Below are 24373 nucleotides of genomic sequence, written 5' to 3' on the forward strand. Positions count from 1 at the left end.
GTAACCCGTTCGATTCCTGACAGGAACGTGAGTCCATGGCCTACGACGCAGACGTCATCGTGATCGGCGCGGGGCTCGCCGGGCTCGCGGCCACCGCCGAGCTGGCGGACGCCGGTCGCCGGGTGATCCTGCTGGACCAGGAGCCGGAACAGGCCCTGGGCGGCCAGGCCCACTGGTCCTTCGGCGGACTCTTCTTCGTGGACTCGCCCGAACAGCGACGGCTGCGCATCAGGGACAGCCACGCCCTCGCGCTCCAGGACTGGATGGGCACCGCCGGTTTCGACCGTGCGGAGGACTACTGGCCGCGCCGCTGGGCCGAGGCGTACGTCGACTTCGCGGCCGGTGAGAAACGTGCCTGGCTGCACCGGCAGGGCGTCCGCTTCTTCCCCGTCGTGGGCTGGGCCGAACGGGGCGGCTACGACGCGGGCGGACACGGCAACTCCGTCCCGCGCTTCCACATCACCTGGGGCACCGGACCCGGACTGCTCGCCCCCTTCGAGCGCCGCGTGCGGGCCGCCGCGGAACGGGGCCTGGTCACCTTCCGCTTCCGGCACCGGGTCACCGGCCTGACGCGCAGCGCCGGCGCCGTGGACACGGTGAGCGGGGAGATCCTCGAAGCCTCCGGGGTCGCGCGCGGGGCGGCCAGCAGCCGGACCGTGACCGGCACCTTCGCACTGCGCGCCCAGGCGGTGATCGTGACCTCGGGCGGCATCGGCGGCAACCACGACCTCGTCCGGCGGTACTGGCCGAAGCGGCTGGGCGAGCCGCCCGCGAAGCTGCTGTCCGGGGTGCCCGCGCACGTGGACGGCCACATGCTCCAGGTCGCCCAGGACGCGGGCGGCCGCCTCGTCAACGGCGACCGGATGTGGCACTACACCGAGGGCATCGAGAACTGGAACCCGATCTGGAACCGGCACGGCATCCGCATCCTGCCCGGGCCCTCCTCGCTGTGGCTGGACGCCGAGGGCAAGCGGCTGCCCGTCCCCCTGTTCCCCGGCTTCGACACGCTCGGCACCCTCGAACACATCACGCGCACCGGGTACCCGTACACCTGGTTCGTGCTGAACCAGCGGATCATCGGCAAGGAGTTCACCCTCTCCGGCTCCGAGCAGAACCCCGACCTCACGGGCAAGTCGGTGCGCGGGGTGATCGACCGGGCCCGTTCCGAGGTGCCCGGGCCGGTGCGGGCCTTCATGGAGCGGGGCGCCGACTTCGTCGTGGAGAAGGAGCTGGGCGCCCTCGTACGCGGTATGAACGCGCTCACCGACCAGCCCCTCATCGAGGAGGAGGCCCTGCGCCGGGTCCTGGTCGAACGCGACCGGGAGGTGGCCAACCCCTTCACCAAGGACCTCCAGATCACCGCGATCCGGGGGGCCCGCAAGTTCCTCGGCGACCGGATCGTCCGCGCGGCGGCCCCGCACCGGATCCTCGACCCGAAGGCGGGCCCGCTCGTCGCGGTCCGGCTCAACATCCTGACCCGCAAGTCCCTCGGCGGACTGGAGACGGACCTGTCCGCGCGGGTGCTGACCGAGTCGGGCGAGCCCCTGCCCGGGGTCTACGCGGCCGGGGAGGCGGCCGGTTTCGGCGGCGGCGGCGTCCACGGCTACCGCTCCCTGGAGGGGACCTTCCTCGGCGGCTGCCTGTTCTCCGGGCGTACGGCCGGGCGAGCGGCGGCCGAGGCGCTCGGCTGAGCCCCGCGTCGCGGCGGCCGAGGCGCCCGCTGAGCCCCACGCAGAGCCCCACGCACGGACGGCGGCGCCCCCGGGAGTCCGGGAGGCGCCGCCGTCCGTGCGCGGGGTCCGTGTCGCTAGACGACCAGCGACAGGAGCAGGACCATCACGATGCCCATGACGGACAGGATCGTCTCCATGAACGACCAGGTCTTGACGGTCTGCCCGACATCGAGTCCGAAGTAGCCCTTGACCAGCCAGAAGCCCGCGTCGTTGACGTGGCTGAAGAACAGCGAGCCGGCGCCGATCGCGAGCACCATGAGCGCGGTGTGCGAGGTCGACATGCCGTCGGCGAGCCCCGAGGCGAGACCGGCGGCGGACACCGTCGCGACGGTCGCAGAACCGGTCGCCAGGCGGATGATCACGGCGATCAGCCAGGCCAGCAGCAGCGCCGGGACCGACCAGTTCTTCGAGATGTCGAGGATCATGTCGCCGACGCCCCCGTCCACCAGGACCTGCTTGAAACCGCCGCCTGCGGCCACGATGAGCAGCACGCCCGCGATCGGGGCGAGCGAGGTCTCGACGGTCGTGTTGATGCGGTCCCGGGTGAAGCCGGCCGCGCGGCCCAGCGTGAACAGGCCCACGAGCACGGCGACCAGCAGGGCGAACATCGGATTGCCGATGACGTCGAACACGCGCTGGGTGAGGTCGGCCGGGTCGTCGACGATGATGTCGACGAGCGCCTTCACGAGCATCAGGACGACCGGCAGCAGCAGCGTCGAGACGGTCGCGAGGAAACCGGGGGTCTTCTCCAGGTCGTCACTCGCGCGCTGCGGCGTCATCTTCTCGGGCGCCCGCACGTCGACCCAGCGGGCCGCGTACCGCGAGAACAGCGGGCCGGCCACGATCACCGAGGGGATCGCGACGACGATGCCGAGGGCCAGGGTGATGCCGAGGTTCGCGTCCAGCGCGTCCACCGCGACCAGCGGGCCGGGGTGCGGGGGGATCAGGCCGTGCATGACGGACAGACCGGCCAGCGCCGGGATGCCGATGCGCATGAGGGAGTAGTTGCCGCGCTTGGCGACCATCAGCACGACCGGGATCAGCAGCACGATGCCGACCTCGAAGAAGATCGGCAGCCCGATCACGGCGGCGATCAGGACCATCGCCCAGGGCATGGCCTTGCCGCTCGCCTTCGCGAGGATGGTGTCGACGATCCGGTCGGCGCCGCCCGAGTCGGCGAGCAGCTTGCCGAGGATCGAGCCGAGCGCGATGAGCACACCCGTGCTCGCCACCGTGGAGCCGAGCCCCGTGGTGAAGCTCGTGATGGTCTTGTCGAGCGGGGCGCCCGCGACGGCGCCCAGCACGAGTGCGCCGATCGTCAGGGACAGGAACGCGTGAAGCTTGAACTTCGCGATGAGGACGACGATGACGGCTATGCCGAGGACGACGGCTATGCCGAGCTGTGCGTTGCCCGCCGAGGTGATCGGCTCGGGGTCCGCTGCCAGCAACTCGACGCTGAGACTGGTCACGGTCTCTTCCTAAGGGTGGGGTGGAGAAGGGGGAGTGGGGGAGCGGACGGCCCTTGGGGGGAGAGCCGTCCCGGGGCACGGGGGCCGGGGCGCGGCGGCCCGCTGAGCGCGGGCCGTGGCGCCGCTCGGCTACGGGGCGCTCGCCTCGGGGGAGGGCAGGGCACGCAGCGCTTCCAGCGCGCGGTCCGCGATCTCCTCCGGGCCACCGCTCACGTCGACCTCGACCCCGAGCTCGTCGGGGCCCAGCGGCTGGAGCGTCGCGAACTGCGAGTCGAGCAGCTTGGCCGGCATGAAGTGGCCCTGCCGGTGGGACATGCGGCTCTCGATGAGGGCGCGGTCCCCGGTGAGGTGGACGAAGACGGCCCCGGGGGCCTCGGCGCGCAGCCGGTCCCGGTAGGAGCGCTTGAGCGCGGAGGAGCTGACGACGCCGCCGAGCCCCGCCCGGCTGTGCGCCCAGCGGCCGATGGCGTCCAGCCACGGCCACCGGTCGGCGTCCTCCAGCGGGGTCCCGGCGCTCATCTTGGCGATGTTGGCCGGGGGATGAAAGTCGTCGCCCTCGGCGTAGGGAACGCCGAGCCGTTCCGCCAGGAGCGGGCCGATGGTGGTCTTGCCGGTACCGGCCACACCCATGACCACGACGACATGGGGGGTTCTCATCTCTGCCTCGCTGTCTTTTCGCTGTCTTCGTCGACATCGGTTTGTCACGCCACTGAAACTCATTACGTCAGACTTATTCAAGGGAGTGTGACGTAAAAGTCGTATCTTTCGCAGATGCAGACCGCACCGTACCCTGACGCCATGACCACTCAGGGTGGGGGCCTGCACGCCCGCGTTCTCGACAGCCTCGGGCCTGCCATCACCTGTGGCGCCTACCCACCGGGGAGCGTTCTGCGCACCGATGAACTGGCCCAGCGCTTCGAGGTGTCCCGCTCCGTGATCCGCGAGGCCGTCCGCGTCCTGGAGTCCATGCACCTCGTGGAATCCCGCCGCAGGGTCGGCGTGACGGTGCGCGCGAGCGAGGAGTGGAACCTCTACGACCCCCAGGTCATCCGCTGGCGCCTGGCCGGAACCGACCGCTCGCGGCAACTGCGCTCGCTGACCGTCCTGCGCTCGGCCGTCGAACCGGTCGCCGCCGGGCTCACGGCGCGCCGGGCCACCGCGGAGCAGTGCGCGCGGCTCACCGAGGCCGCGCTCGGCATGGTCGCCACCTCGCGCGGGCAGCAGCTGGAGGCGTACCTCGTGCACGACGTCGCCTTCCACCGCATCGTGCTGAGCGCCTCGGGCAACGAGATGTTCGCGCGCCTGGGCGACGTGGTCGCGGAGATCCTCACCGGCCGCACCGAGCACCAGGTGATGTTCCTGGACCCCGATCCGCCCGCCGTCACCCTGCACGTCCAGGTCGCCGAGGCGGTCCGGATGCGGGACGAGGCACGGGCCGAGGCGCTGACCCGGGAGATCACCGTGGGCGCCCTGCACGAACTCGACATCCTGGCCCCCTGAACACCACGCCCGGTGTGCCTGGCCGCACGAGCGGTGGGCCCAGCCCCACTCCCCGGCCGATCCGGCCGCAGTGGACCGCCGCCGGGTGCACTGTGGACCCACCGAGCCGTACCGGTCCGCACAGGCGGTCCCCGGCAGCTCGGAGTGGGCCGGAGCGAGAAGGAGTGGTCATGCGTCAGCCGGTGTCGTGGGCGACCGGTGTCCCCCGGGGGTTCCTCCGGGCCTGTGCGGTGGTGGCCGTGAGCTTGCCGGTCCCGGCCGTGTGGGCCGCCGCCGTGGCGCTGGGCGTGTGGTGGGGCGCGGCGAACCCGTGGTCGTGGCTCGCGCCGCTCGTGCTCGTGTGCACCGGCACGCTCGCCCTCTCCCGCCCGGTGTGCCGGACCGTCCGACGGCTCGTCAGCGGATGGACGGGTACTGCCCTCGCGCCCGGCCACCGGGAGGCCGGTCCGGTCACCCGGATGTCCACCGGGTACTGGTGGAACGGCTTCGGCTACGAACGCAGCAGGCGCGACGCCCTCATGGACCAGAAGTGGCGGGTGCGGTGGCGCGACCCCGCGGTGCCGCGCGATCTGCGCTTCACCGTGATCCTGCCGCTCACCGCGGGCCCGGTCGCGGCCCTCCCGCCCGCCTCGCTCGCCGGGGCGGTCCTCGCCCTCGCCCGGAGCTCCCCGCTCTGGCGCCTGTCGGGGGTGCTCGCTCTCCTGGTGGCGATCGCCACGGCACCGTACGCCTGGCGCTGTCTGAAGCCGGTGGCCGTCCGCTTCCTGCGCCCCTCGCCCGCCATGCTGCTCGCCGACCGGGTCGGTGAACTCACCGCCCAGCGCGCCGACTCGACCGCCGCGCAGGCCGCCGAGATCCGCCGGATCGAACGCGATCTGCACGACGGGGCGCAGGCCCGGCTGGTCGGCCTCGGCCTGTCCCTGGCGATCGCCGAGAAACTCATGGAGAGCGACCCCGAACAGGCCAGGGCCCTGATGCGTCAGGCGCGGGCCGGGGCCGCCGGCTCGCTGACCGAGCTGCGGGAACTGGTGGCCGGGATCAGCCCGTCGGTGCTGAACGAACGCGGACTCGTCGACGCCGTGCGCGCGCTCGCCCTGGACAGCCCGCTCGACGTCGCCGTCCGCGCCGAGGGGGTGCCGGCGCTGGACCCGCCGGTCGAGTCCGCCCTGTACTTCGCGGTCGCCGAACTCCTGACCAACGCAGCCAAGCACGCCCGCGCCACAGGAGCCCTCGTCCGGCTGGCTGTTGAGGACACCGATATCGTCGTGGAGGTCGGGGACGACGGCCGGGGCGGCGCCGCCGAGCGTCCCGACGGCGGGCTCGCGGGGCTGCGCCGCCGCCTCGCGGTCTTCGACGGGACCGTGGAGATCACCAGCCCGGAAGGTGGTCCGACCCTCGTGAGAATGGTGCTGCCGTGCGTGTCGTCGTAGCCGAGGACCTCTATCTCCTGCGCGAGGGCATGGTGCGCCTGCTCCAGGCGTACGGCCACGAGGTGGTCGCGACGGCCGGCACCGGGCCCGAGACGCTCGACGCGCTGCTGACACACCGTCCGGACGTCTCCGTGGTCGACGTGCGGATGCCGCCCGGCCAGTCGGACGAGGGCCTGCGCGCGGCGCTCGCCGCCCGCCGGGCACAGCCGGGACTGCCGGTCCTGATCCTGTCCCAGCACGTCGAACAGCTCTACGCCCGCGAACTCCTCGCCGACGGGACGGGCGGCGTCGGCTACCTCCTCAAGGAGAGCGTGTTCGACGGCGACCAGTTCTTCGACGCGCTGGAGCGGGTGGCCGGGGGCGGAACCGCCATGGACCCGGCCGTCATCGCGAAACTGCTCACCAGCGGCGGGCCCCCGCAGCGAGGCGCGGGCCTCGGACGGCTCACCGAACGCGAACACGCGGTGCTCGGCCTCATGGCGGAGGGACTGTCCAACCAGGCCATCGGCCGGCGCCTCTTCCTCAGCGAGTCCACCGTCGGCAAGTACACGACCTCGATGTTCGGCAAACTCGGCATCACCGACCACGACGACACCAACCGCCGCGTCCTCGCCGTCCTCGCCTACCTGAACGCGGCCTGAGCGCCGGACGCTCTCAGCCCAGGAACTCCCCGTCCACGTACACCCAGTCGCCGTCCACCCGCGTGAACCGGCTGCGCTCGTGCAGCGTGCCCGGCTCCCGGCCGTCGAGGTAGTGGGCCCGGTAGGTCACGGTGCCGTCCTGGTGGAAGGCGCTCCCGCGCTCCGTCCCCTCGATCTCCAGCCCCGTCCAGCGGGTGCCCTGGCCGGTGTCCACCCGGGCGGGGCGCGTGCCGGGATGCCAGGTGCGCAGCAGGTACGCCTCGTCGCGCACCGCGAAGGCGCTGTAGCGCGAGCGCATCAGGGCCTCGGCGGTCGGCGCGGCGGCCTGCCCGGAGTGGAACCGGCCGCAGTGTCCGGCGTACGGGGCGTCGGGCGCCCCGCACGGGCACGCGGAGGGCGCGGCGGGAGCGGGAAGGGGGCGGGGGGTTCTGCGACGGGCCATGGGCCCATTGTGCCGTCAGGCGTTCCTGAGCCAGTCGCCGTACCTGGTCGGCGCGATGCGCGCGTCCGGGCCCGCGGTCAGCACCGCGCCGGGAACGGCGGAGAACAGGCCCGCCCCGTCGTCGGTGACCACCGTGCGGCCGTCCGGCCTGGCCGCGAGCGTGAAGCGCCCCAGCTCGTCCAGCGGGAACACCTCGGGGCCCGCGACATCGAGAGTGGACCGGGTGGGGCCGCCCAGGGCCGTCTCCACAAGCGCGTCGACCACGTCGGCGGCCGCGATCGGCTGGAGCGGGGTGGAGGGCAGACGCACGACCTCGCCCTCGGTCGTGTACGACATGACGCTCTCCACGAACTCGAAGAACTGCGTCGCCCGCACGATCGACCAGGGCGTGGGCCCCTGCTTGAGGACCTGCTCCTGCACGGTCTTCGCCCGGTAGTAGTCCAGGCCGGGGACCTGGTCCACGCCGACGATCGACAGGACCAGCTGGTGGCGCACCCCGGCCTCCAGGCCCGCGTCCAGGACATGCCCCATGGACGTGCGGAAGAACTCCACGGAGGCCGCGTCGAAGGTCGGCGAGTTCGTCAGGTTGACGCACACGTCGGCGCCCTCCAGATCGGGCAGCAGCCCCGCGCCCGTCAGGACGTCGGTACCCGTGGCCCGCGCCAGCGCCACCGCGTCGTGACCGCCCGCCCGCAGATGGGCGACGACCTTCGTGCCGATCAGACCGGTACCGCCGACGACCGCGATCTTCATGTCCGAACTCCTTCGCCGTGCTGCGGGCCCCCGAACGGCCTTCGGCCGCGCGGGCCCCTTCCCCGGCCACGCTAGACGCTCAGCCCCGTATCGGTACGGTCTGTCCCGGCGTGCCCCGTAGCGGCTGCTGCCGGGCCCTCGCCGCCCACCGCTCGGGGCCGGCGCTCACCACCGTTCCGGCGTCGTCACGTTCCACGCCGAGACGACCGGCCGTCCGTGTTCCGTCCCCAGCCGGCTCACCGAACCGGTGTCCAGCCGGAACAGCGCGCCCGAGGCCACGTCCAGACCGAGCCGACGCGCAGTGAGGGCCCGCAGGAAGTGCGCGTGCCCGACCAGGACCACGTCGCCGCCGCGCCCGTCGAGGTCGGCGTCGCGCAGCGCCCGGTCCACCTTCGCGAGGACGCGGTCGGCCCGGTCGCTGACCTGCTGCGGGGACTCGCCCGGATGCTCCGGCGAGCCCTGGGCCACCCCGTCGTGCCACAGGTCCCAATCCGGCCGCTGCTGGTGGATCTCCACCGTCGTGATCCCCTCGTACGCCCCGTAGTCCCACTCGACCAGATCCGGGTCGGTGAAGGTGGGGCTCAGCCCCGCCAGCTCCGCCGTCCGCGCCGCCCGCTTCATCGGACTCGTCACCGTCAGCGACACGCGCCGCGAGGCCAGCAGGGGAGCGACGGCCTGCGCCTGCTCCTCACCCACCGACGTCAGCGGCAGCTCCGTCCAGCTGGTGTGCTTCATGGTCCGGCTCCAGCTCGTCTCGCCGTGCCGCACCAGAATCAGCTCACCCATCACCGTCTCCTCACAGGTCGCGGGCCGCACGCCCGCACCTCCACCCTGCCACGCGGGGCCCCACCGGCGGCCTCCCGGACACTCCACCCGCATGATGGTCGGGTGATCAGTGTCCTGTTCGCCGTACTCACCGCCGTCAGCAACGGATCCGCCTCCGTCCTGCAACGACGGGCCGCCGCGACCGTGCCCGACAGTGACGCTCTGCGGCTGTCGCTCATCGGGAAACTCCTGCGGCAGAAGGTGTGGCTCGCGGGAATCGGCATGGTGCTGGTCGCCGCCGTGTGCCAGGCCGTCGCCCTCGCCACCGGCCCCATCGCCGTCGTCCAGCCGATCTTCGTCGTCGAACTGCCCGCGACGCTGCTGCTGGCCGCGCACATGTTCCGGGTCGGGCTCCCGGTGAAGATCTGGGCCGGGGCCGCCGCGGTCACCGCGGGGCTCGCGCTCGGCATGGGCAGCGCCGCGCCCTCCGGCGGCACCGAACAGGTCCACGGCCTCGTGTGGGTGCCCGCCCTGATCGCCACGGCCGTGTTCGAGGCGGTGCTGATCTTCCTGTCCCTCGGTATCCGCGGCAATCTCCGGGCCGCCCTGCTCGGCCTCGCCGCGGCGTGCGCCTACGCCCTGACCGCCGCCCTCATGAAGGACGCCCTCGCCCGGCTGGAGGACGGCGGCGGGATCGGCGCCCTGTTCGCGTCCTGGCAGCTGTACGGGACGGCGGTGGCCGGCGTCGGCGCGCTGTTCCTGTTGCAGAACGCGCTCCAGGCCGGCTCGCTCGCAGCCTCCCAGCCGATGCTGACCCTCGGCGACGCGCTCATCAGCATCGCCTACGGGGTCTTCCTCTTCGACGAACACCTGCGCACCGGCTGGTGGCTGGTCCCCGAACTGCTCTCCGTCGCGCTGATCGCCGCCGGAGTCGTCGAACTCGCCCGCTCCCCGCTCGCGGCGGGCAGCCCACCGCCGAAGAAGAGGACGCGGGCGACGTAGGGCCCGCCTCGCGGCAGCCCCGCCCCACCCGCGCCCCCGCCCTACCTGACTCGCTCCAGCAGGCCGTCCGCGAGATCCCCCGCGACCTGCTCGCGCAGCCGGAAGTGCACCTTCTTGCCGGTCGAGGTCACCGGCAGGGCGTCCACGAACCGGTAGGCGCGCGGCCGCTTGTAGGCCGCGAGCATCGGATGCGCCCTGGCGTGCTTCTCGCAGTCCTGGACCGTCAGCGAGGGGTCCTTGCGCACGACGTACGCGGTCACCAGCTGCCCCCACTCGGGGTCGGGCGCGCCCACGACGGCCGAGTCGGCGATCCCGGGATGCTCGTTGAGCACCTCCTCGACCTGCACCGGGTGCACGTTCTCGCCGCCCGAGAGGATCATGTCGTCCCGCCGGCCCACGATCGTCACGTACTCGTCGGCGTCCCAGGTCGCCAGGTCCCCGATGTAGAGCCAGCCGTCCCGGAAGTTCTCCGCCTGCTCCTCGGGCCGCCCGACGTAGCCGTAGCCCGACTTCGGGGAGCGCACGATGACCTCGCCGACCTCCTGGCCGTCCTTCGCCACCAGCTCCCCGGGCGCCGCGCGCCGCCCCTCGTACACCTTCACCACGGCCACGTCGTCGTCCGTGCAGGCGCGGCCCGCGCTGCCCGCGTGCTCCGGCAGGTCCGCGGGGCGCAGGAAGGTGTTCCAGAACGCCTCCGTCGTCCCGTAGCCGTTGAAGATCGCCGGGGTCAGCGTCTCCTGGTAGCGCAGACAGGCCGCGCGGTCCAGCGGGGCGCCCATCGTCACGATGCCGCGCAGCGAGGACAGGTCGCGGGGCGCGTGCTCCTGCGCGTCGGCCAGCCGCTCCAGGTTGGTGGGCGCCCCGATCAGGAAGGTGATCCGCCGCTCCTGCACGAGGTCCAGCACCACGTCCGCGTCGAAGTGCCGCAGCGGCACCACCTCGCCGCCCACGTAGAACACCGGGTTCGGACCGCCCGAGTACAGTCCGCCCCGGTGGAACCACGGCGACATGTTGAGGGTCCGGTCCTGCGGCGACAGCGGGAAGTGCATGATCACGTCGTGTGCCGACAGCACCTCGACCGCGTTGTTGAGCGGCACCCCCTTCGGCATCCCCGTCGTTCCCGAGGTGTACAGCCGGGTCGTCTCCGCGTAGATCCCGCCCGTGGGGGCGGCCGGCAGCGGCTGCCCCGCACCCCGCTCGGCGAGCTGCACGAAAGGCACCGAGGAGGCGAGCGGATGGTCCCCGTCCTGCCCCGAGGACACGTGGACCACGAGTTTCGGCGCGTGCCCCGCGAGCTTCAGCGCCTGCCCCGCCGACTCGGCGACCGAGGTGTCGTACACGAAGACCGCGGGCCGGCCGGTGTCCAGCACGTGCGCCGTCTCACCGGGCGCGAGGCGGAAGTTGACCGGCGAGCCGACCGCGCCCAGCCGCTGCGTGGCGAGGTAGAGCAGCGCGAACTCCGGTCCGTTGAACAGCTGGTAGGCGACGAGATCGCCGGGGCCGACCCCCGAGGCGGCGAGACCGGCGGCCAGCCGCTCGACCTCCGCGCCCAGTTCGGCGTAGGTCCAACTGCGGCCCGTGGCCGGGTCGGACAGCGCGACCGAGCGCGCGTAGCGGTGCGTGTTGCGCTCGAACCCGGCCCAGTACGTGAACCGTTGCTCGAAGACGTCCCGGAAGGCGGAGGCGTCGTAGGCGGGGGTGGTGTTCATATCCGTATCTCCATGGTGGCTTCGGCCTCAGACGGCTCTCAGCACGGCGACGCAGTTCTGCCCGCCGAAGCCGAAGGCGTTGACGGCGGCCGCGCGTACGTCGGTCTTGCGGGCGGTGTGCGGCACGTAGTCGAGGTCGCACTCCTCGCCCGGGGTGTCCAGGTTGATGGTGGGCGGCACGACACCGTCCCGGATGGCGAGCGCCGCGACCATCGCGGACAGCGCGCCGGCCGCCCCGATGAGGTGTCCCACCATCGACTTCGGCGAACTCACCGCGAGGTCGTAGGCGTGCGCCCCGTACACCTCGCGGATCGCCTTCGTCTCCGTCAGGTCGTTGATCCGGGTGCTCGTGCCGTGCGCGCAGATGTAGTCCACGTCGCTCGCCTCCGTACCCGTCGAGACCAGCGCCCGGCGCATCGCCGACACCGCCCCCGCCCCCGTCGGATCGGGCGCGCTCACATGGAAGGCGTCCGAGGTCAGCGCCCCGCCCGCGACCTCCGCGTAGGCCCGCGCCCCGCGCGCCGCCGCGTGCTCTGCGGACTCCAGGACGCAGACGACGGCGCCCTCGCCGAACACGAAGCCGTCCCGGTCCGCGTCGAAGGGGCGGCTGGCCCGCGCCGGGTCGTCGTTGCGCTTCGAGAGGGCGCCCATGTTCGACAGCCCCTGGAACATGACCCGGGTGATCGCCGAGTCCGTCCCGCCCGCGAGGACCACGTCGGCCTCCCCGGACAGGATCAGCCGGCGCGCCTCCAGCAGGGCGTAGACGCCGCTCGCACAGGCCAGCGCGCTCGCCGTGACCGGACCGCGCACCCCCAGGTCGATCGCGACCTCGCAGGCCGGCATGTTCGGGATGACCGAGGACACGAAGTACGGCGAGATGGTGCGCGGATCGGCGTGCAACTGGTCCACGGCCCTCTCCACGCCGTCCATCCCGGCGACCGCGTTGTTCAGGACGACGCCGACCCGCTCCGCGTCCACGCCGCCCCCGGCCGCGCCGACCGTGAGCGAGGCGTCCGCGACCGCCTCCCTGGCCGCCGCGACCGCGAGCTGCGAGAAGCGCGCGGAGCGCCGCTCCCGCTTGCGGTCCAGCAGCGCCGACGGATCGAAGCCCTTCACCTCACCGGCGATCGTGGTGGGCAGCCCCACCGCGTCGAAGCGCGAGATCGGGGCGATGCCCGACCTGCCCGCGAGGAGCGCCTGCCAGGTGCTCTCCCGGTCGTTGCCGACCGGGGTGAGCGCGCCGAACCCCGTCACCACGACTTGTTGATTGCTCTGCACGGAACTCCTCCTGCTCGCCCCGGACCGGTGCCCGGGGCGTGATCGAAAACCTTTGCCGTGCGCGCGAGGCCGGGCCGGGCGCGCGAAACGGCTAACCGCCCACGGGCACCCGGTGCCGCGCGAGCAGCCGGTGCGCGGCCCGCAAGCCCTCGGCGGTCGCGCGCACCGCGTTGAGCGCCTCGGTGCCGGCCGCCCCGCCCGCCGCCTCGAACGGCACCCCGGCCCGCTCCAGCAGCTCCGCCACGTCCCGCTCCGGCTCCTGACCGGAGGCGAGCACCACATGGTCGGCCGCGACCAGTTCGACGGCGCCCTCCGCGTCGCGCACCACGACCCCTTCGCGGGTGATCTCCTCGTACGAGATCCCGGTCAGCAGCCGCACCCCGGCCGCGCGCAGCTCCCCCATCACGACCCAGCGGGTACTGGGCCCGATGCCCCGGCCCACGCGCCCGCCCCGCCGCATGAGGGTGACCTCGCGGACGGGGCCGCGCGCGGGAGGCGGGGCGAGCGCCACCCCGCCGCCCGCCGTCAGCGGGTGCGAGGACAGGAACCGCTCCGGGGTGGCCTTCGCGTCGGGGCGAGCGGTCAGCAGATGCGCGAGGTCCACCGCGATGCCGCCCCCGCCGATCACCGCGACCCGGGAACCGAGGGCCTGCGGATCGGCGAAGGCCTGGTGGTAGTCGAGGACGTGCGGCAGCGCGAGCCCCGGCAGCTCGGGCCGCCGCGCGAGCACCCCGGTGGCCAGGACCACCCCGTCCAGGGAGCGGAGCAAGGGCACGTCCCGGTGTCCGATCCGGTGCCCGAGGCGCACCTCCACCCCCAGCTCGGCCAGTTCGCGCACATGGTGACGGACCGTCTCGCCGAACTCGGCCTTGCCCGGTACCAGCGCGGCCAGCCGGAACTGCCCGCCCACCTCCTGCCGCGCCTCGAACACCTCGACCCGCTGGCCCAGGCGCGCCAGGGTCCGCGCCGCCTCAAGTCCCGCGGGACCCGCCCCGATCACCGCGTACCGGCCGCGCCGGACCGGCGAGGGCAGCAGCGCGGGGAACTCGCTCTCGTGGCCACTGCGCGGATTGACCAGGCAGGACACCCGCTCACTGCCGAAGGACCGGTCGATGCACGCCTCGTTGCACGCGATGCACAGATCCACCGCCTCGGTGCGCCCCGCCCGGGACTTCGCCACGATCTGCGGGTCGGCGAGGAAGGGCCGGGCCAGCGCCACGAAGTCGACCTCGCCGCCCGCCAGCACCTCCTCGACCTGCGCGAGCCGGTTGAAGCGGTTCGAGGCGATCACCGGCAACGCGGGGTGGCCGGCCGCGCGCAGCGCCCGCTTCACGTCCTTCGCGTACCCGGCCCAGGCCCCGGCCGGCACCTGCGCCTGCACCGTGGGCACCGGCGACTCGTGCCAGCCGATCCCCACCGCGAGGGCGTCGACCCCGGCCTCCGCGAGGGCCACGGCGAGCGCCGCCGTGTCCTTCGCGGGGGTGCCGTCCTCGACCAGGTCGGCACCCGACATCCGGAACAGCACCGGGAACCCGGGACCCACCGCCTCCCGTACGGCGGTGGCCACCGCGACCGGGAAACGGCGCCGCCGCTCGGCGTCCCCGCCCCACTCGTCGGTACGCCGGTTGGTGAGCGGCGCCGTGAACTGGTTGATCAGATAGCCTTCGGAGCCCATCACCTCGACCGCGTCGAAGCCCAGCTCCCGGGCGACACACGCGGCCCGCGCGAAGTCCTCGACGGTGGCGCGGACCTGGCCCGCGGTCAGCTCCCTGGGCGTCGACCGCGCGAACCGGCTGTGGACCGCCGAGGGCGCGAAGGGCGGCCCGCCGTCGGTGCCCGCCGCCCCCGGCAGGGCGTAGCGCCCCGCGTGGAAGAGCTGGAGCGCGATCGTGCCGCCCGCCTCGTGCACCGCCGCCGCCGTACGCGACAGCGCCGCCCGGTGCCCCGGATCGTCCACGATCCCGTACGAGGGACCGCCCGCACCGGCCGCGCTCACCGCCGTCCCGCCGGTCACCAGCAGGGCGGCGCCGCCCCGTGCGCGCTCCGCGTAGAACGCGGCCAGCGCCTCGCCGCCGTCGTCGAGCGTTTCGAGGTTGAGGTGCATGGCGCCCATGACGACGCGGTGCGGCAGGACGAGCCCACCGATCGCGCCGGGGCAGAAGACGTGGTCGAACACGGTCGGGTCCTCTCCTCGGGTCCGAAGGGATCAGGGATGGCCCGCCAGGAACCCGCGGTGCCGGACGGGGAGCGGGCCGGCGACAGTGCGTGCATGGCGCCGCGCGGCAGGCGCCAGTTTGAAGACAGGCCCTAAGGGCTGTCCCGCGATTCCTGGCGGGCGCACGACGACAGCTACGGCACCTCGCCGCGTTGTCGAAACGCCCGAATGCATCCGGTATGCGGGCGCTTCTCCGCCTTGCGATGCACCGCATCTGACGCCGTGCGCTGGTCCACCAGGAATTGCGGGACAGCCCTTAGCGGGTGGGGCGCGGCGGCAACTGCAGCTCCGGGCCCGCGTCGGCGAAGAACGGCGGCGCGACGACGCTCAGCCCGCCGTCCACCACGAGGGTCTGCCCGGTGATGTACCCGGCGCCCTCGCCCAGCAGGAAGGCGATCGTGTCGGCCATCTCCTGGACGGTGCCCGGACGGCGGGCCGGAATCCGGTCCAGGACGCCCTGCATGTCGGGCATGCCCTCGACGTTGTAGAAGTACTCCAGCGAGTCCGAGTCGATCAGCCCGCCGTTGACCGCGTTCACGTTGATGCCGTACGGCGCGAACTCCACCGCCATGTACCGCACCCACGCCTCGATCGCGGCCTTCATCGCGCCGAGCGTCGCGTACGTCGGGTAGGCGCGGACCGAACCGTACGAGGACAGCGCGACGATCCGCCCGCCCCGGTCCATGAGTTTCACGGCCTCCTGCGCGCCGAGCACGAAGGGCCGCAGGTTCATCGCGTAGGAGCGGTCGAGGTGGTGCGGGCCGAGGTCCACGATGTTCTTGAAGGCGCTGGCCGCGGCGTTGGACACGAAGTCGTCCAGGCGCCCGCAGCGCCGCGCCACCTCGTCGAACAGCGCCTTGACGCCCTCGGTGCTCTCGACGTCGGCCTGTACCGCGAAGCCCTTGCCGCCCGCCTCCTCGACGTCGGCGACCGTCTTCTCCGCGAGGTCCTGGTTCTTCTTGTAGTTGACGACGACGGTGCCGCCCTGCCGGGCCAGCGTCAGCGCGAGCTGCCGGCCGATGCCCCGGGAGGCCCCGGTGATCAGCGAGACGCGTTCGCCCGCCTGCTGGGTGGAGTGCTCAGTGCTCATGGGAGCCGTACCTCAATCTGCTGCTTCAGTGCGGGATGTTCAGTGGGCGTTCTCGACGGCGGGCGTACGGCGCAGCACCTCGCGGAAGACCACGGCCTTCTGCACCTCGTTGGTGCCCTCCTCGAAACGCTGGGCGCGCGCGTCCCGGTAGACCCGCTCGATCTTCTGGGACTTCCAGTAGCCCAGACCGCCGTGGATCTGGAGCGCCTTGTCGGTGACGTTCGTCAGCATCGTCACGGCGTGCATCTTCGCCATCGAGGACTGCATCGACGCGTCCTCGGCGCCCTGCTCGAAACGGCGCGCCGCGTGCAGCACGAGCTGCTTGGCGGCCTCGATGTCGGCGGCGTTCTCGGCGAGCATGAACTGGATGGCCTGCCGCCCGGTCAGCGCCTTGCCGAAGGTCACCCGGTTCCTCGCGTAGTCCACGGCCAGCTGCTGCGCCCGTTCGGCGAGCCCCACGCAGCTCATCGCGACCGAGATCCGCGAGGGCGTCAGGAAGCCGCCGAGGAACACCTCCAGCCCCTCGCCCTCGGCGCCGAGCCGGTGGTCGACCGGGACGGGGGTGCGCTCGAAGGTCAGCGAGGCGTGGTCGGTGCCCGTGACGCCCATCGTGTGCGAGGTGTCCTCGACCGTGACGCCCTCGGCGTTCCTCGGCACGAGCAGCGCCACCGTGCCCTCGTGCCCCGTGCTGCCCTCGACCCGCGCCGCCAGCAGGAAGTAGTCGCAGCGCACCCCGAAGGTGATCAGGTGCTTGCGGCCCGACAGGTAGTACGTGTCGCCCTCGCGCACCACGGACGTCGTGATGTCCGCGCCCGTGCCGTTGCCCGGCTCGGTCAGCGTGAAGGCGATCTTGATCTCGCCGGTGACCGAGGGGATCACGAAACGCTTGCGCTGCTCCTCGGTGGCGTGCCCGTCCATGGCCCGCCAGATCCCGTTCACGACGTGCACGATCATCCGGACCGATCCGTGGGAGCGGGAGAAGATCTCCATCAGCTCCATCCAGCGGGAGAACGCGAGCCCGTGCCCGCCGTACTCCACCGGGGCGGCGATCCGCAGGAAGCCCAGCTCGTTCAGCTCGGCCCACAGCGCCTCGGGCACCTCGCCGGTCTCCTCGATGCGCTCCGCCCAGCGCTCGCCGGGACCCTCCACCCACCGCGCGACCCGGGTGCGGAGCCGGTCGAAGGACTGATCGTCACTCATGTGCTGCCTCTGTCTTCCGTCTTCCGTGTGGTGATGGCGGTGTACGGCCTCGCCGCACGCCACCGGACGCGACCGCGCCGCCGGGGCGGGCGGACAGCGGCCCGAGGCCCCGCCCACCCGCCCCGGCGCCGCTCACGCCTCCTGCGGACGCAGCGCTCTCGCCCGCTCCCGCAGTGCGAACTTCTGCACCTTGCCGACCGGGTTGCGCGGCAGGACACCGACCGGCTCCAGCCGCTCCGGCCAGTACTGCTTCGCCACCTGGTGCTCGTCGAGATACGCCCGCATGTCCGCGAAGGACAGCGCGGCGCCGTCGGCGAACACCACGAACGCGCAGGCCCGTTCACCGAGCCGGGGATCGGGCATCGCCACGACCGCGACGTCCTCCACCGCCGGATGCGCGAACAGCAACTGCTCGATCTCCGCGACCGGGACCTTCTCCCCGCCCCGGTTGATGACGTCCTTGACCCGCCCGGTGATCCGCAGATACCCCGAGGAGTCGATCGTCGCGAGGTCACCGGTGCGGTACCAGCCGTCCTCGGTGAACACCTCCGCCGTCAGATCCGGCCGGTCCAGATACCCGTCGAACACCGTCGGCGAGCGGATCTCGTAGTTCCCCTCGACCCCGGCGGGCAGCACCCGCCCCTGGTCGTCGGTGACCCGCAGCTCGATGCCCTCCAGCGCCCGGCCGTCCGAGCCCCAGCGCTGCGCCGGCTCGTCGCCCGGCGCCGACAGCGCGCCCAGACAGGTCTCGGTCGTCCCGAAGGCCCCGCACACGTCGGCACCCAGCACCCGCCCGGCCCGCTCCGCGAGCCCGCGCGGCACCGTCGCCCCGGTCGCGACGAAGATCCGCAGTTCGCGCGGCACCTGCCCGCCCTCCTCGACCGCCCTGACGAGGTCGGACAGGAACGGCGTCGCCGCCTGCACGAAGGTCGCGCCGTGCGCGTTGAGCGACTCCAGCGCCCGCTTCGCGTCCCACTCCGACTGCACGATCTGCGGCACGCCCAGCACCAGCGCGAGCGTCATCCCGTAGAGGAAACCGGTCTGGTGGGCGAGCGGGGAGGGCACCCAGATCGCGTCCCCGGCGCTCAGTCCCAGGTGACGCACCTCCATCGAGACGGCCCGCACCAGGTTCCGAGAGGACTGGGTGACGCCCTTCGGCTCCCCGGTCGTCCCGGAGGTGAACAGCAGCTGCGCCGTCATCTCCGGCGTCGGCACGACGGCGTCCAGCGCCGCGCGGTCGATCTCCGTCCCGGCGAGCGCCTTCTCCCAGTCGTGCAGTGCGGGACCGCCCGCGACCTCCTCGGGCAGCAGCGCGGGGCCGCCCTCCTCGGACAGCACGACGAGCTGCTCCAGAGCGCCCCGGTCCTCCGCGTCCAGCCCGAGCACCTCCTCGGCAGGGCGCCGCGAACGGTACCGGTCGGCGACGACCAGGACCCGCGCCTTCGAGCGGCGCAGCACGAAGCCGATCTCCCGCTCCCGGAAGAACGGGATGACCGGACAGCACACCGCCCCGACCCGCAGCGCGGCCAGCGAGAGCACCACGAACTCGACGCGGTTGGGCAACTGGTAGGCGACGTTCTCACCCGGCCGCACGCCCAGGCGCAGCAGCAGCGCGGCGGTCCGCTCGACCCGCTCGTGCAGCTCCCGCCAGGTCACCGTCTCGTCGTGACCGGGCCGTACGTCGACCACGGCGGTGTCGTGCGGGCGGCTCCGAGCCCGCCGGCGCAGCCACTGGGGCAGCGTGACCCGGGCCGCGAGCTCCGGCTTCGCCACCCCCCGCTCCAGCCGCCGCCCGGCCGCCCGCCCCGAGGGCGCCGGCCCGTCCTCGACGCTCATCGGCACCCCGAGGGTGTTCATCGCGTCGAGGAAGGTCGGGTACGAGATGCGGTAGGCGTTCGGATAGGTGAGCGTCGAGTGGCCCCGCGCCCGCGAGGAGGCCACGGCCAGCGACATGAGGACGCGGTGGTCGTTGAAGGAGGACAGCTTCGCGCCGACCAGCCCCTCCACCCCCCGCACCCGCAGCGCGTCCCCGTCCAGCTCCAGGTCCCCGCCCATCGCGTTGAGCTGGAGCATCGCGGCGGCCCGGTCCGACTCCTTGAGCCGGGTGTGCGCGATGTTGTGGAACACCGACTCGCCGTACGCGAAGGAACCCAGCGTCGAGAGGATCGGCAGCATGTCGGGCACGTCCCGGCAGTCCACCGAGACCCCCTTCAGCTCCGGCCGGTCCTGCCGGACGCGCACTCCGCCCGCCGCCTCGTCCAGCTCCATCGGCACGCCCATGGCCCGCGCGATGTCCAGGAAGTGGAACTCGGGGTGGTCGGCGGGGCCGCCCTCCAGCCGGTTCATGCCCTTGAGCAGGACGTCGGAGGGGTGCAGGGCGGCCGCGGCGATCCCGAAGGCCGCCGAGCCGATGTCCGGGGGCAGCGTCAGCTCGGTCGCCACCGCCGACTGACCGGGTCGTACGTCGAAGCGGCGCCAGTTCCCGGACACGGTGACGTCGAGACCGAACTGCCTCATCATCGCGACGGTCAGCTCCAGGTACGAGCGTTCGTTCAGCTCGCCCTCCACCTCGATGGTGGTGGGCCCGGTCGCGAAGGGCGCGAGCAGGATCAGCCCCGAGATCCACTGCGACAGGGTGCCGGCGATCCGCACGTGCCCGCCGCCGGGCCGGTGGTCCTGGACGTGCACCGGAGGGCAGTCGTCCGCGGAGTCCAGCCGGACGCCCATCTGGCGCAGCGCGTCCAGCAGGGGGCCCACCGGACGGCGCCGGAAGTACTTCTGGCCGGTCACCGTGACGGGACGGTCCGACAGCGAGGCCAGGCCGATCATGAAGTAGAGCGTGGTGCCGGAGGAACCGGCGGAGACGGCCGCGCGGCGCGGACGGTAGCGACCGCCCAGACCGTGCACGACGAAGGTGTCACCCTCCGTGGTGATCTTCACCCCCAGTCCGCGCAGCAACTGCACGGTGTACTGGACATGCCGGGCGTCCGACAGCCCGTGGACACGGCTGACCCCCTCGGCGAGCGAGGCGAGGATCAGCGCGCGATGCGCGTGGTACTTGGAGTTGGGGACGAGAACTTCACCGCTGAGCTGGTGCTGAATCCCTTTGACAAGAAGGTGCATGGGTCGTGCTACTCCCTGGCCATGGGCGGGCACACCGGACCGCGAGCAGGCTCACGCCGACCCCGCGGCCGCCCCGGGCCCCACGGGGCCGGGCAGCACGAACAGGGCCCCGGGGCATGCCGTGGCTCGATGATGGAACCGTCCGCAAGACGGCAGTGGTTACGTTATGGAAGCAAGGCCCGGCAGGCGTGCGACGCCGCCGCAGGAAGCGGCGCATGGCCCGTTCGGGGGACCGACTGGCCGACAGCCGGCTTCAGTAGGAGAGGAGGAGCGCCGCCAGGGGCGCTCCGGGGGCTAATCGGTACGCGCGCGCTGCGACATCCGACGACGCCTGGAAGTACAGATCGGACGGCTGTCATGGCACGGGGCCGCAAGGAGGCCCGTCGGTCGTGGCAGTAGCCGAGGTGCGCTCGTGGACCCAAGGCAGGGCCGCACGGGAAAGAGCGTCCGGATGACGAGCCCGCGCGGGGCGCGGCCGGTACGGCGCGCCCTCGGTTCACGTTGCTCAGTCACCTGAGCTTTATATCAATGTCCGATGCATCTATGCGGCCGGGGGTCTCTGAGTGAGACGGGGAGCGCCTGGGGAGCGCCGGACGACCGCGGCGGACCACATGAAAAAGACCCCAGATCGCTGATCTGGGGTCTTCGAGCGGAACGCTCTGGTGTCCGAGGGGGGACTTGAACCCCCACGCCCGATAAAGGGCACTAGCACCTCAAGCTAGCGCGTCTGCCATTCCGCCACCCGGACAAGGTGTCTGCCGCCTGGCCGGTGGCCTTGGCGACGTGGAAAACCATAGCAAACATTTCGGGGGCCCCGATCACCCGCCCGGTCCGTGTGAACGGTGCGTGACGTGGGGTGGGCGGCCTTTGGGTCCGGGGGAGGGGCGCGCGAGGATAGGGGCAACCACACGAGCGACCGCGGAGGAACAAGCGTGAGCGAGCCGAGCACAGGCAGGGCCGTCTCCGGTCAGGACGAGGTCGTCGATCTCTGCCGCGACCTGATCCGGATCGACACCAGTAACTACGGCGACCACTCCGGGCCCGGTGAGCGCGCCGCCGCCGAGTACGTCGCCGAGAAGCTGGCCGAGGTCGGCCTCGAACCGAAGATCTTCGAATCCCACCCGGGCCGCGCCTCCACGGTCGCCAGGATCGAGGGCGAGGACCGCTCGCGGCCCGCCCTGCTCATCCACGGGCACACCGACGTCGTCCCGGCCAACGCCGCGGACTGGACGCACGACCCCTTCTCCGGGGAGGTCGCCGACGGCTGCGTGTGGGGACGCGGGGCCGTCGACATGAAGGACATGGACGCGATGACCCTCGCGGTCGTCCGCGACCGGCTGCGCACCGGCCGCAAGCCCCCGCGCGACGTCGTCCTCGCCTTCCTCGCCGACGAGGAGGCGGGCGGCACCTGGGGCGCGCGGCACCTCGTGGACAAGCACCCCGAGCTGTTCGAGGGCGTCACCGAGGCGATCGGCGAGGTCGGCGGCTTCTCCTTCACCGTCAACGAGCAGCTGCGGCTCTACCTCGTGGAGACGGCCCAGAAGGGCATGCACTGGATGAAGCTCACCGTGGACGGCACCGCCGGACACGGGTCGATGATCCACAAGGACAACGCGATCACCGAACTGTCCGAGGCCGTGGGCCGCCTGGGCCGGTACGAGTTCCCCATCCGGGTCACCAAGACCCTGCGCCACTTCCTGGACGAACTCGGCGACGCCCTCGGCACCGAACTCGACCCCGAGGACATGGACGGCACCCTCGCCAAGCTCGGCGGCATCGCCAAGCTCATCGGCGCCTCCCTCAAGAACACCGCCAACCCGACCCAGCTCGGCGCCGGCTACAAGGTCAACGTCATCCCGGGCGAGGCCACCGCCCACGTCGACGCCCGCTTCCTGCCCGGGTACGAGCAGGAGTTCCTGGCCGATCTCGACCGCGTCCTCGGCCCGCGCGTGCGCCGCGAGGACGTGCACGCCGACAAGGCCCTGGAGACGAGCTTCGACGGCGCCCTCGTCGACGCGATGCAGATCGCGCTGCGCGCCGAGGACCCGATCGCGAAGGCCGTGCCGTACATGCTCTCGGCGGGCACCGACGCGAAGTCCTTCGACGACCTCGGCATCCGCTGCTTCGGCTTCGCCCCGCTCCAGCTGCCGCCGGAGCTGGACTTCGCCGGGATGTTCCACGGGGTGGACGAGCGGGTACCGGTGGACGGGCTGAAGTTCGGCGTCCGCGTCCTCGACCGCTTCCTCGACGCCTCCTGAACACGCGCCGCCGCCCGGGTGCGGGCGGCTGAGCCTTCGCAGTCGCCGGTCAGCGGGCGGGCCGCACACTTCGGTGGGCGACCCGCCCGCTGTCGCGTACCCGCCCGCTGTCGCGTACCCGCCCGCTGTTCCGCGTTATTCGTCCACCTGTGCGCTCGACACCGGTACGAGTGAATGGTCCGGTCAGGTCGTAGCTCGATTACTCCCTCTTCGTTACTGGTGTGCGGTCCGCGGCTGGGATCGCATGTCCAACTAGGAGGAAACATGATCAAGAAGATCGTCGCCACGGTCGCCGCCACGGGCGGTCTCGTTCTCGCGGGTGCGGGCCTCGCCGCCGCCGACGCGGGCGCCCAGGGTGCCGCTGTCGGCTCCCCCGGTGTGCTCTCCGGCAACGTCGTCCAGGTCCCCGTGCACGTGCCGGTGAACATCTGCGGCAACACGGTCAACGTGATCGGCCTGCTGAACCCGGCCTTCGGCAACACCTGCGTCAACGCCTGACGTTGTTCCACAGCCCCCAGAGGGCTGACATTCCAGCGGCCCCGGAGTGCGCGCCATGTGCTCCGGGGCCGCCGGTCTCAACAGGCGCACGCGCAACGGGCCGTGCGCACTCCGGAGAAGGTTAAAAAGGCAGGGAATTGCTATGCGACAGGTCACGCGTAAAGGCCTGATCACTGTGGCGGCCGCGTCCGGCGTACTCGCCGTGACCGGCGGCTACGCGCACGCCGACTCGGGTGCGCAGGGTGCCGCCGTGGGCTCACCCGGCGTCCTCTCGGGCAACCTCGTGCAGGCCCCGGTCGACGTTCCGGTCAACGTCTGCGGCAACACCGTGGACGTCGTCGGTCTGCTCAACCCGGTGTTCGGCAACGGCTGCGCCAACACCTCGGCCGACCGCCACCAGGCGGACGACGGGCACCACACCGGCAACAAGGGCGGCGGCCACCACGGCGGCGGCTACGGCGAGGAGCGCGGCTCCGGCGGCGGTCACAGCTGGGGCGGCGGCGCCCACGCGGGCGGCGCGGCCGTCGGCTCCCCCGGGATCGGTTCGGGCAACCAGGCCCAGGTCCCGGTCGACGTCCCCGTGAACGCCTGCGGGAACAGCATCTCGGTCATCGGCCTGCTCAACCCGGCCTTCGGCAACAACTGCGCCAACGTGGAGACCCCGGCCCCGCCGCGTCACGAGACGCCGAAGCCGCCCAAGCCGGAGAAGCCGCCGGTCACCCCTGAGACGCCGAGCACCCCGAAGCCGCCGGCCGAGCACGTGGTCCCCAAGGCCCCCGAGCACCCGGTCGTGCCGGTCGCGGTCAAGGCCCCCAAGCCGCAGGCGCAGCTCGCCGAGACCGGCAGCGAGCTGCCGATCGGCGCTGCGGGCGCCGCCGCCGCGGGCCTGCTGCTCGCGGGCGCCCTCGTCTACCGCAAGGCCCGCGCCGGCGCCTGAGCCGCCGCGGTACACCGCACGCCGAGGGGCCCCGCGACACTCGCGGGGCCCCTTTCCGGCCGGTCACCCGTACGCGGGGCTCAGCCCGCGCGGCACCGGCTCACCACGTCGCTCTCGGCTGACGGATGATCCGGCGGCGCAACCGCACTCTGCGGCTGCCGTCCGGGTGCAGTCTCAGTCGGTCCAGTTCCCAGTGTCCGTACTCTGCGTGGTCTGTGAGCAGACGGGTCGTGTCCTTGCGGCTGACGCCCCGCGGCACGTACACGTCGACGAATTCGTATTCCGGCATCGCATCTATTGTGCGGGCAGCGGCCCGGTACGGATAGCGTC

At 72.5% G+C, this 24373-nt stretch carries 20 protein-coding genes and 1 tRNA gene; 8 read left to right on the top strand and 13 right to left on the bottom strand.

The window, feature by feature from the left end:
- Positions 1–35 precede the first annotated feature (35 nt).
- Positions 36–1691 carry an FAD-binding dehydrogenase gene (locus AB0J21_RS24795; RefSeq protein WP_363148287.1) on the top strand — a complete coding sequence of 552 codons (1656 nt, stop codon included), beginning with the start codon at positions 36–38 and terminating at the stop codon, positions 1689–1691.
- 116 nt (positions 1692–1807) lie between these two features.
- On the opposite strand, the gene AB0J21_RS24800 is transcribed toward AB0J21_RS24795, so the two are convergent.
- Both AB0J21_RS24800 and AB0J21_RS24805 read right to left on the bottom strand, forming a co-directional pair.
- Positions 1808–3202, bottom strand: coding sequence for a gluconate:H+ symporter (locus tag AB0J21_RS24800; RefSeq protein WP_363148288.1), 1395 nt, complete (start codon positions 3200–3202; stop codon positions 1808–1810).
- 129 nt (positions 3203–3331) lie between these two features.
- On the bottom strand, positions 3332–3859 hold the full coding sequence (locus AB0J21_RS24805; protein WP_363148289.1) for a gluconokinase: 528 nt from the start codon (positions 3857–3859) through the stop codon (positions 3332–3334).
- Positions 3860–4000: 141 nt separating this feature from the next.
- Between AB0J21_RS24805 and AB0J21_RS24810 the strand changes: the two genes are divergently transcribed.
- From AB0J21_RS24810 to AB0J21_RS24820, 3 genes are all read left to right on the top strand, one after another.
- Entirely contained in the window at positions 4001–4702 is a 702-nt protein-coding gene (locus AB0J21_RS24810) for an FCD domain-containing protein (RefSeq protein ID WP_363148290.1), read from the top strand.
- Positions 4703–4872: 170 nt separating this feature from the next.
- The gene (locus AB0J21_RS24815; protein ID WP_363148291.1) at positions 4873–6132 is read left to right on the top strand and encodes a sensor histidine kinase; all 1260 of its coding nucleotides are present in this window, start codon (positions 4873–4875) and stop codon (positions 6130–6132) included.
- Positions 6117–6773, top strand: a complete 657-nt coding sequence (locus AB0J21_RS24820; RefSeq protein WP_363148292.1) for a response regulator transcription factor — start codon at positions 6117–6119, stop codon at positions 6771–6773. The genes AB0J21_RS24815 and AB0J21_RS24820 overlap by 16 nt, the downstream gene beginning before the upstream one ends.
- 13 nt (positions 6774–6786) lie before the next feature.
- On the opposite strand, the gene AB0J21_RS24825 is transcribed toward AB0J21_RS24820, so the two are convergent.
- The 3 genes from AB0J21_RS24825 to AB0J21_RS24835 form a co-directional block, all read right to left on the bottom strand.
- Positions 6787–7215 (bottom strand): YchJ family metal-binding protein, encoded by a 429-nt coding sequence (locus AB0J21_RS24825; RefSeq protein WP_363148293.1) that lies wholly within the window; start codon positions 7213–7215, stop codon positions 6787–6789.
- 15 nt (positions 7216–7230) lie between these two features.
- Positions 7231–7968 (bottom strand): SDR family oxidoreductase, encoded by a 738-nt coding sequence (locus AB0J21_RS24830; RefSeq protein WP_363148294.1) that lies wholly within the window; start codon positions 7966–7968, stop codon positions 7231–7233.
- A gap of 165 nt (positions 7969–8133) precedes the next feature.
- Positions 8134–8754, bottom strand: coding sequence for a histidine phosphatase family protein (locus tag AB0J21_RS24835; protein ID WP_363148295.1), 621 nt, complete (start codon positions 8752–8754; stop codon positions 8134–8136).
- A 102-nt stretch (positions 8755–8856) separates the two neighbouring features.
- Here AB0J21_RS24835 and AB0J21_RS24840 point away from each other — a divergent pair, with 102 nt between their 5' ends.
- Complete coding sequence (locus AB0J21_RS24840; protein ID WP_363148296.1) at positions 8857–9735, top strand: DMT family transporter; 879 nt, start codon at positions 8857–8859, stop codon at positions 9733–9735.
- Positions 9736–9776: 41 nt separating this feature from the next.
- Here AB0J21_RS24840 and AB0J21_RS24845 read toward each other — a convergent pair whose 3' ends face one another.
- From AB0J21_RS24845 to AB0J21_RS24875, 7 genes are all read right to left on the bottom strand, one after another.
- On the bottom strand, positions 9777–11444 hold the full coding sequence (locus tag AB0J21_RS24845; RefSeq protein ID WP_363148297.1) for an AMP-binding protein: 1668 nt from the start codon (positions 11442–11444) through the stop codon (positions 9777–9779).
- A 27-nt stretch (positions 11445–11471) separates the two neighbouring features.
- Positions 11472–12722, bottom strand: a complete 1251-nt coding sequence (fabF, locus tag AB0J21_RS24850; protein ID WP_363148298.1) for a beta-ketoacyl-ACP synthase II — start codon at positions 12720–12722, stop codon at positions 11472–11474.
- 91 nt (positions 12723–12813) lie between these two features.
- Positions 12814–14898, bottom strand: a complete 2085-nt coding sequence (locus tag AB0J21_RS24855) for an FAD-dependent oxidoreductase (RefSeq protein WP_363148299.1) — start codon at positions 14896–14898, stop codon at positions 12814–12816.
- A 295-nt stretch (positions 14899–15193) separates the two neighbouring features.
- The gene (locus AB0J21_RS24860; RefSeq protein WP_363148300.1) at positions 15194–16027 is read right to left on the bottom strand and encodes an SDR family oxidoreductase; all 834 of its coding nucleotides are present in this window, start codon (positions 16025–16027) and stop codon (positions 15194–15196) included.
- Positions 16028–16066: 39 nt separating this feature from the next.
- On the bottom strand, positions 16067–17227 hold the full coding sequence (locus AB0J21_RS24865) for an acyl-CoA dehydrogenase family protein (RefSeq protein WP_363148301.1): 1161 nt from the start codon (positions 17225–17227) through the stop codon (positions 16067–16069).
- Between the two features lie 132 nt (positions 17228–17359).
- Entirely contained in the window at positions 17360–20350 is a 2991-nt protein-coding gene (gene aroA, locus AB0J21_RS24870; protein WP_363148302.1) for a 3-phosphoshikimate 1-carboxyvinyltransferase, read from the bottom strand.
- A gap of 660 nt (positions 20351–21010) precedes the next feature.
- Positions 21011–21098: transfer RNA gene (locus AB0J21_RS24875), tRNA-Leu, on the bottom strand.
- Between the two features lie 184 nt (positions 21099–21282).
- Between AB0J21_RS24875 and AB0J21_RS24880 the strand changes: the two genes are divergently transcribed.
- The 3 genes from AB0J21_RS24880 (at position 21283) to AB0J21_RS24890 (ending at position 24043) form a co-directional block, all read left to right on the top strand.
- Positions 21283–22608, top strand: coding sequence for a M20/M25/M40 family metallo-hydrolase (locus AB0J21_RS24880; protein ID WP_363148303.1), 1326 nt, complete (start codon positions 21283–21285; stop codon positions 22606–22608).
- 264 nt (positions 22609–22872) lie between these two features.
- Positions 22873–23106: a chaplin gene (locus AB0J21_RS24885; RefSeq protein ID WP_363148304.1), complete on the top strand. Its 234-nt coding sequence runs from the start codon at positions 22873–22875 to the stop codon at positions 23104–23106.
- A 142-nt stretch (positions 23107–23248) separates the two neighbouring features.
- Positions 23249–24043, top strand: a complete 795-nt coding sequence (locus AB0J21_RS24890; protein WP_363148305.1) for a chaplin — start codon at positions 23249–23251, stop codon at positions 24041–24043.
- Positions 24044–24143: 100 nt separating this feature from the next.
- Here the strand turns inward: AB0J21_RS24890 and AB0J21_RS24895 are convergent, their stop codons facing one another.
- A complete protein-coding gene (locus tag AB0J21_RS24895) occupies positions 24144–24332 on the bottom strand; it encodes a DUF5703 family protein (RefSeq protein ID WP_009063724.1) in 189 nt (62 codons plus the stop codon).
- Positions 24333–24373: the final 41 nt, after the last annotated feature.

This window comes from Streptomyces sp. NPDC049954 (genome assembly GCF_040656295.1).
Classification (GTDB): domain Bacteria; phylum Actinomycetota; class Actinomycetes; order Streptomycetales; family Streptomycetaceae; genus Streptomyces.

Bases quoted from the DNA above. Each gene is read 5' to 3' on its own strand.
- AB0J21_RS24885 (WP_363148304.1), top strand. From the start codon at position 22,873: ATGATCAAGAAGATCGTCGCCACGGTCGCCGCCACGGGCGGTCTCGTT.
- AB0J21_RS24865 (WP_363148301.1), bottom strand. From the start codon at position 17,227: ATGAGTGACGATCAGTCCTTCGACCGGCTCCGCACCCGGGTCGCGCGG.
- AB0J21_RS24815 (WP_363148291.1), top strand. From the start codon at position 4,873: ATGCGTCAGCCGGTGTCGTGGGCGACCGGTGTCCCCCGGGGGTTCCTC.
- AB0J21_RS24845 (WP_363148297.1), bottom strand. From the start codon at position 11,444: ATGAACACCACCCCCGCCTACGACGCCTCCGCCTTCCGGGACGTCTTC.
- AB0J21_RS24835 (WP_363148295.1), bottom strand. From the start codon at position 8,754: ATGGGTGAGCTGATTCTGGTGCGGCACGGCGAGACGAGCTGGAGCCGG.
- AB0J21_RS24810 (WP_363148290.1), top strand. From the start codon at position 4,001: ATGACCACTCAGGGTGGGGGCCTGCACGCCCGCGTTCTCGACAGCCTC.
- aroA (WP_363148302.1), bottom strand. From the start codon at position 20,350: ATGCACCTTCTTGTCAAAGGGATTCAGCACCAGCTCAGCGGTGAAGTT.
- AB0J21_RS24895 (WP_009063724.1), bottom strand. From the start codon at position 24,332: ATGCCGGAATACGAATTCGTCGACGTGTACGTGCCGCGGGGCGTCAGC.
- AB0J21_RS24795 (WP_363148287.1), top strand. From the start codon at position 36: ATGGCCTACGACGCAGACGTCATCGTGATCGGCGCGGGGCTCGCCGGG.
- AB0J21_RS24805 (WP_363148289.1), bottom strand. From the start codon at position 3,859: ATGAGAACCCCCCATGTCGTCGTGGTCATGGGTGTGGCCGGTACCGGC.
- AB0J21_RS24825 (WP_363148293.1), bottom strand. From the start codon at position 7,215: ATGGCCCGTCGCAGAACCCCCCGCCCCCTTCCCGCTCCCGCCGCGCCC.
- AB0J21_RS24830 (WP_363148294.1), bottom strand. From the start codon at position 7,968: ATGAAGATCGCGGTCGTCGGCGGTACCGGTCTGATCGGCACGAAGGTC.
- AB0J21_RS24860 (WP_363148300.1), bottom strand. From the start codon at position 16,027: ATGAGCACTGAGCACTCCACCCAGCAGGCGGGCGAACGCGTCTCGCTG.
- AB0J21_RS24890 (WP_363148305.1), top strand. From the start codon at position 23,249: ATGCGACAGGTCACGCGTAAAGGCCTGATCACTGTGGCGGCCGCGTCC.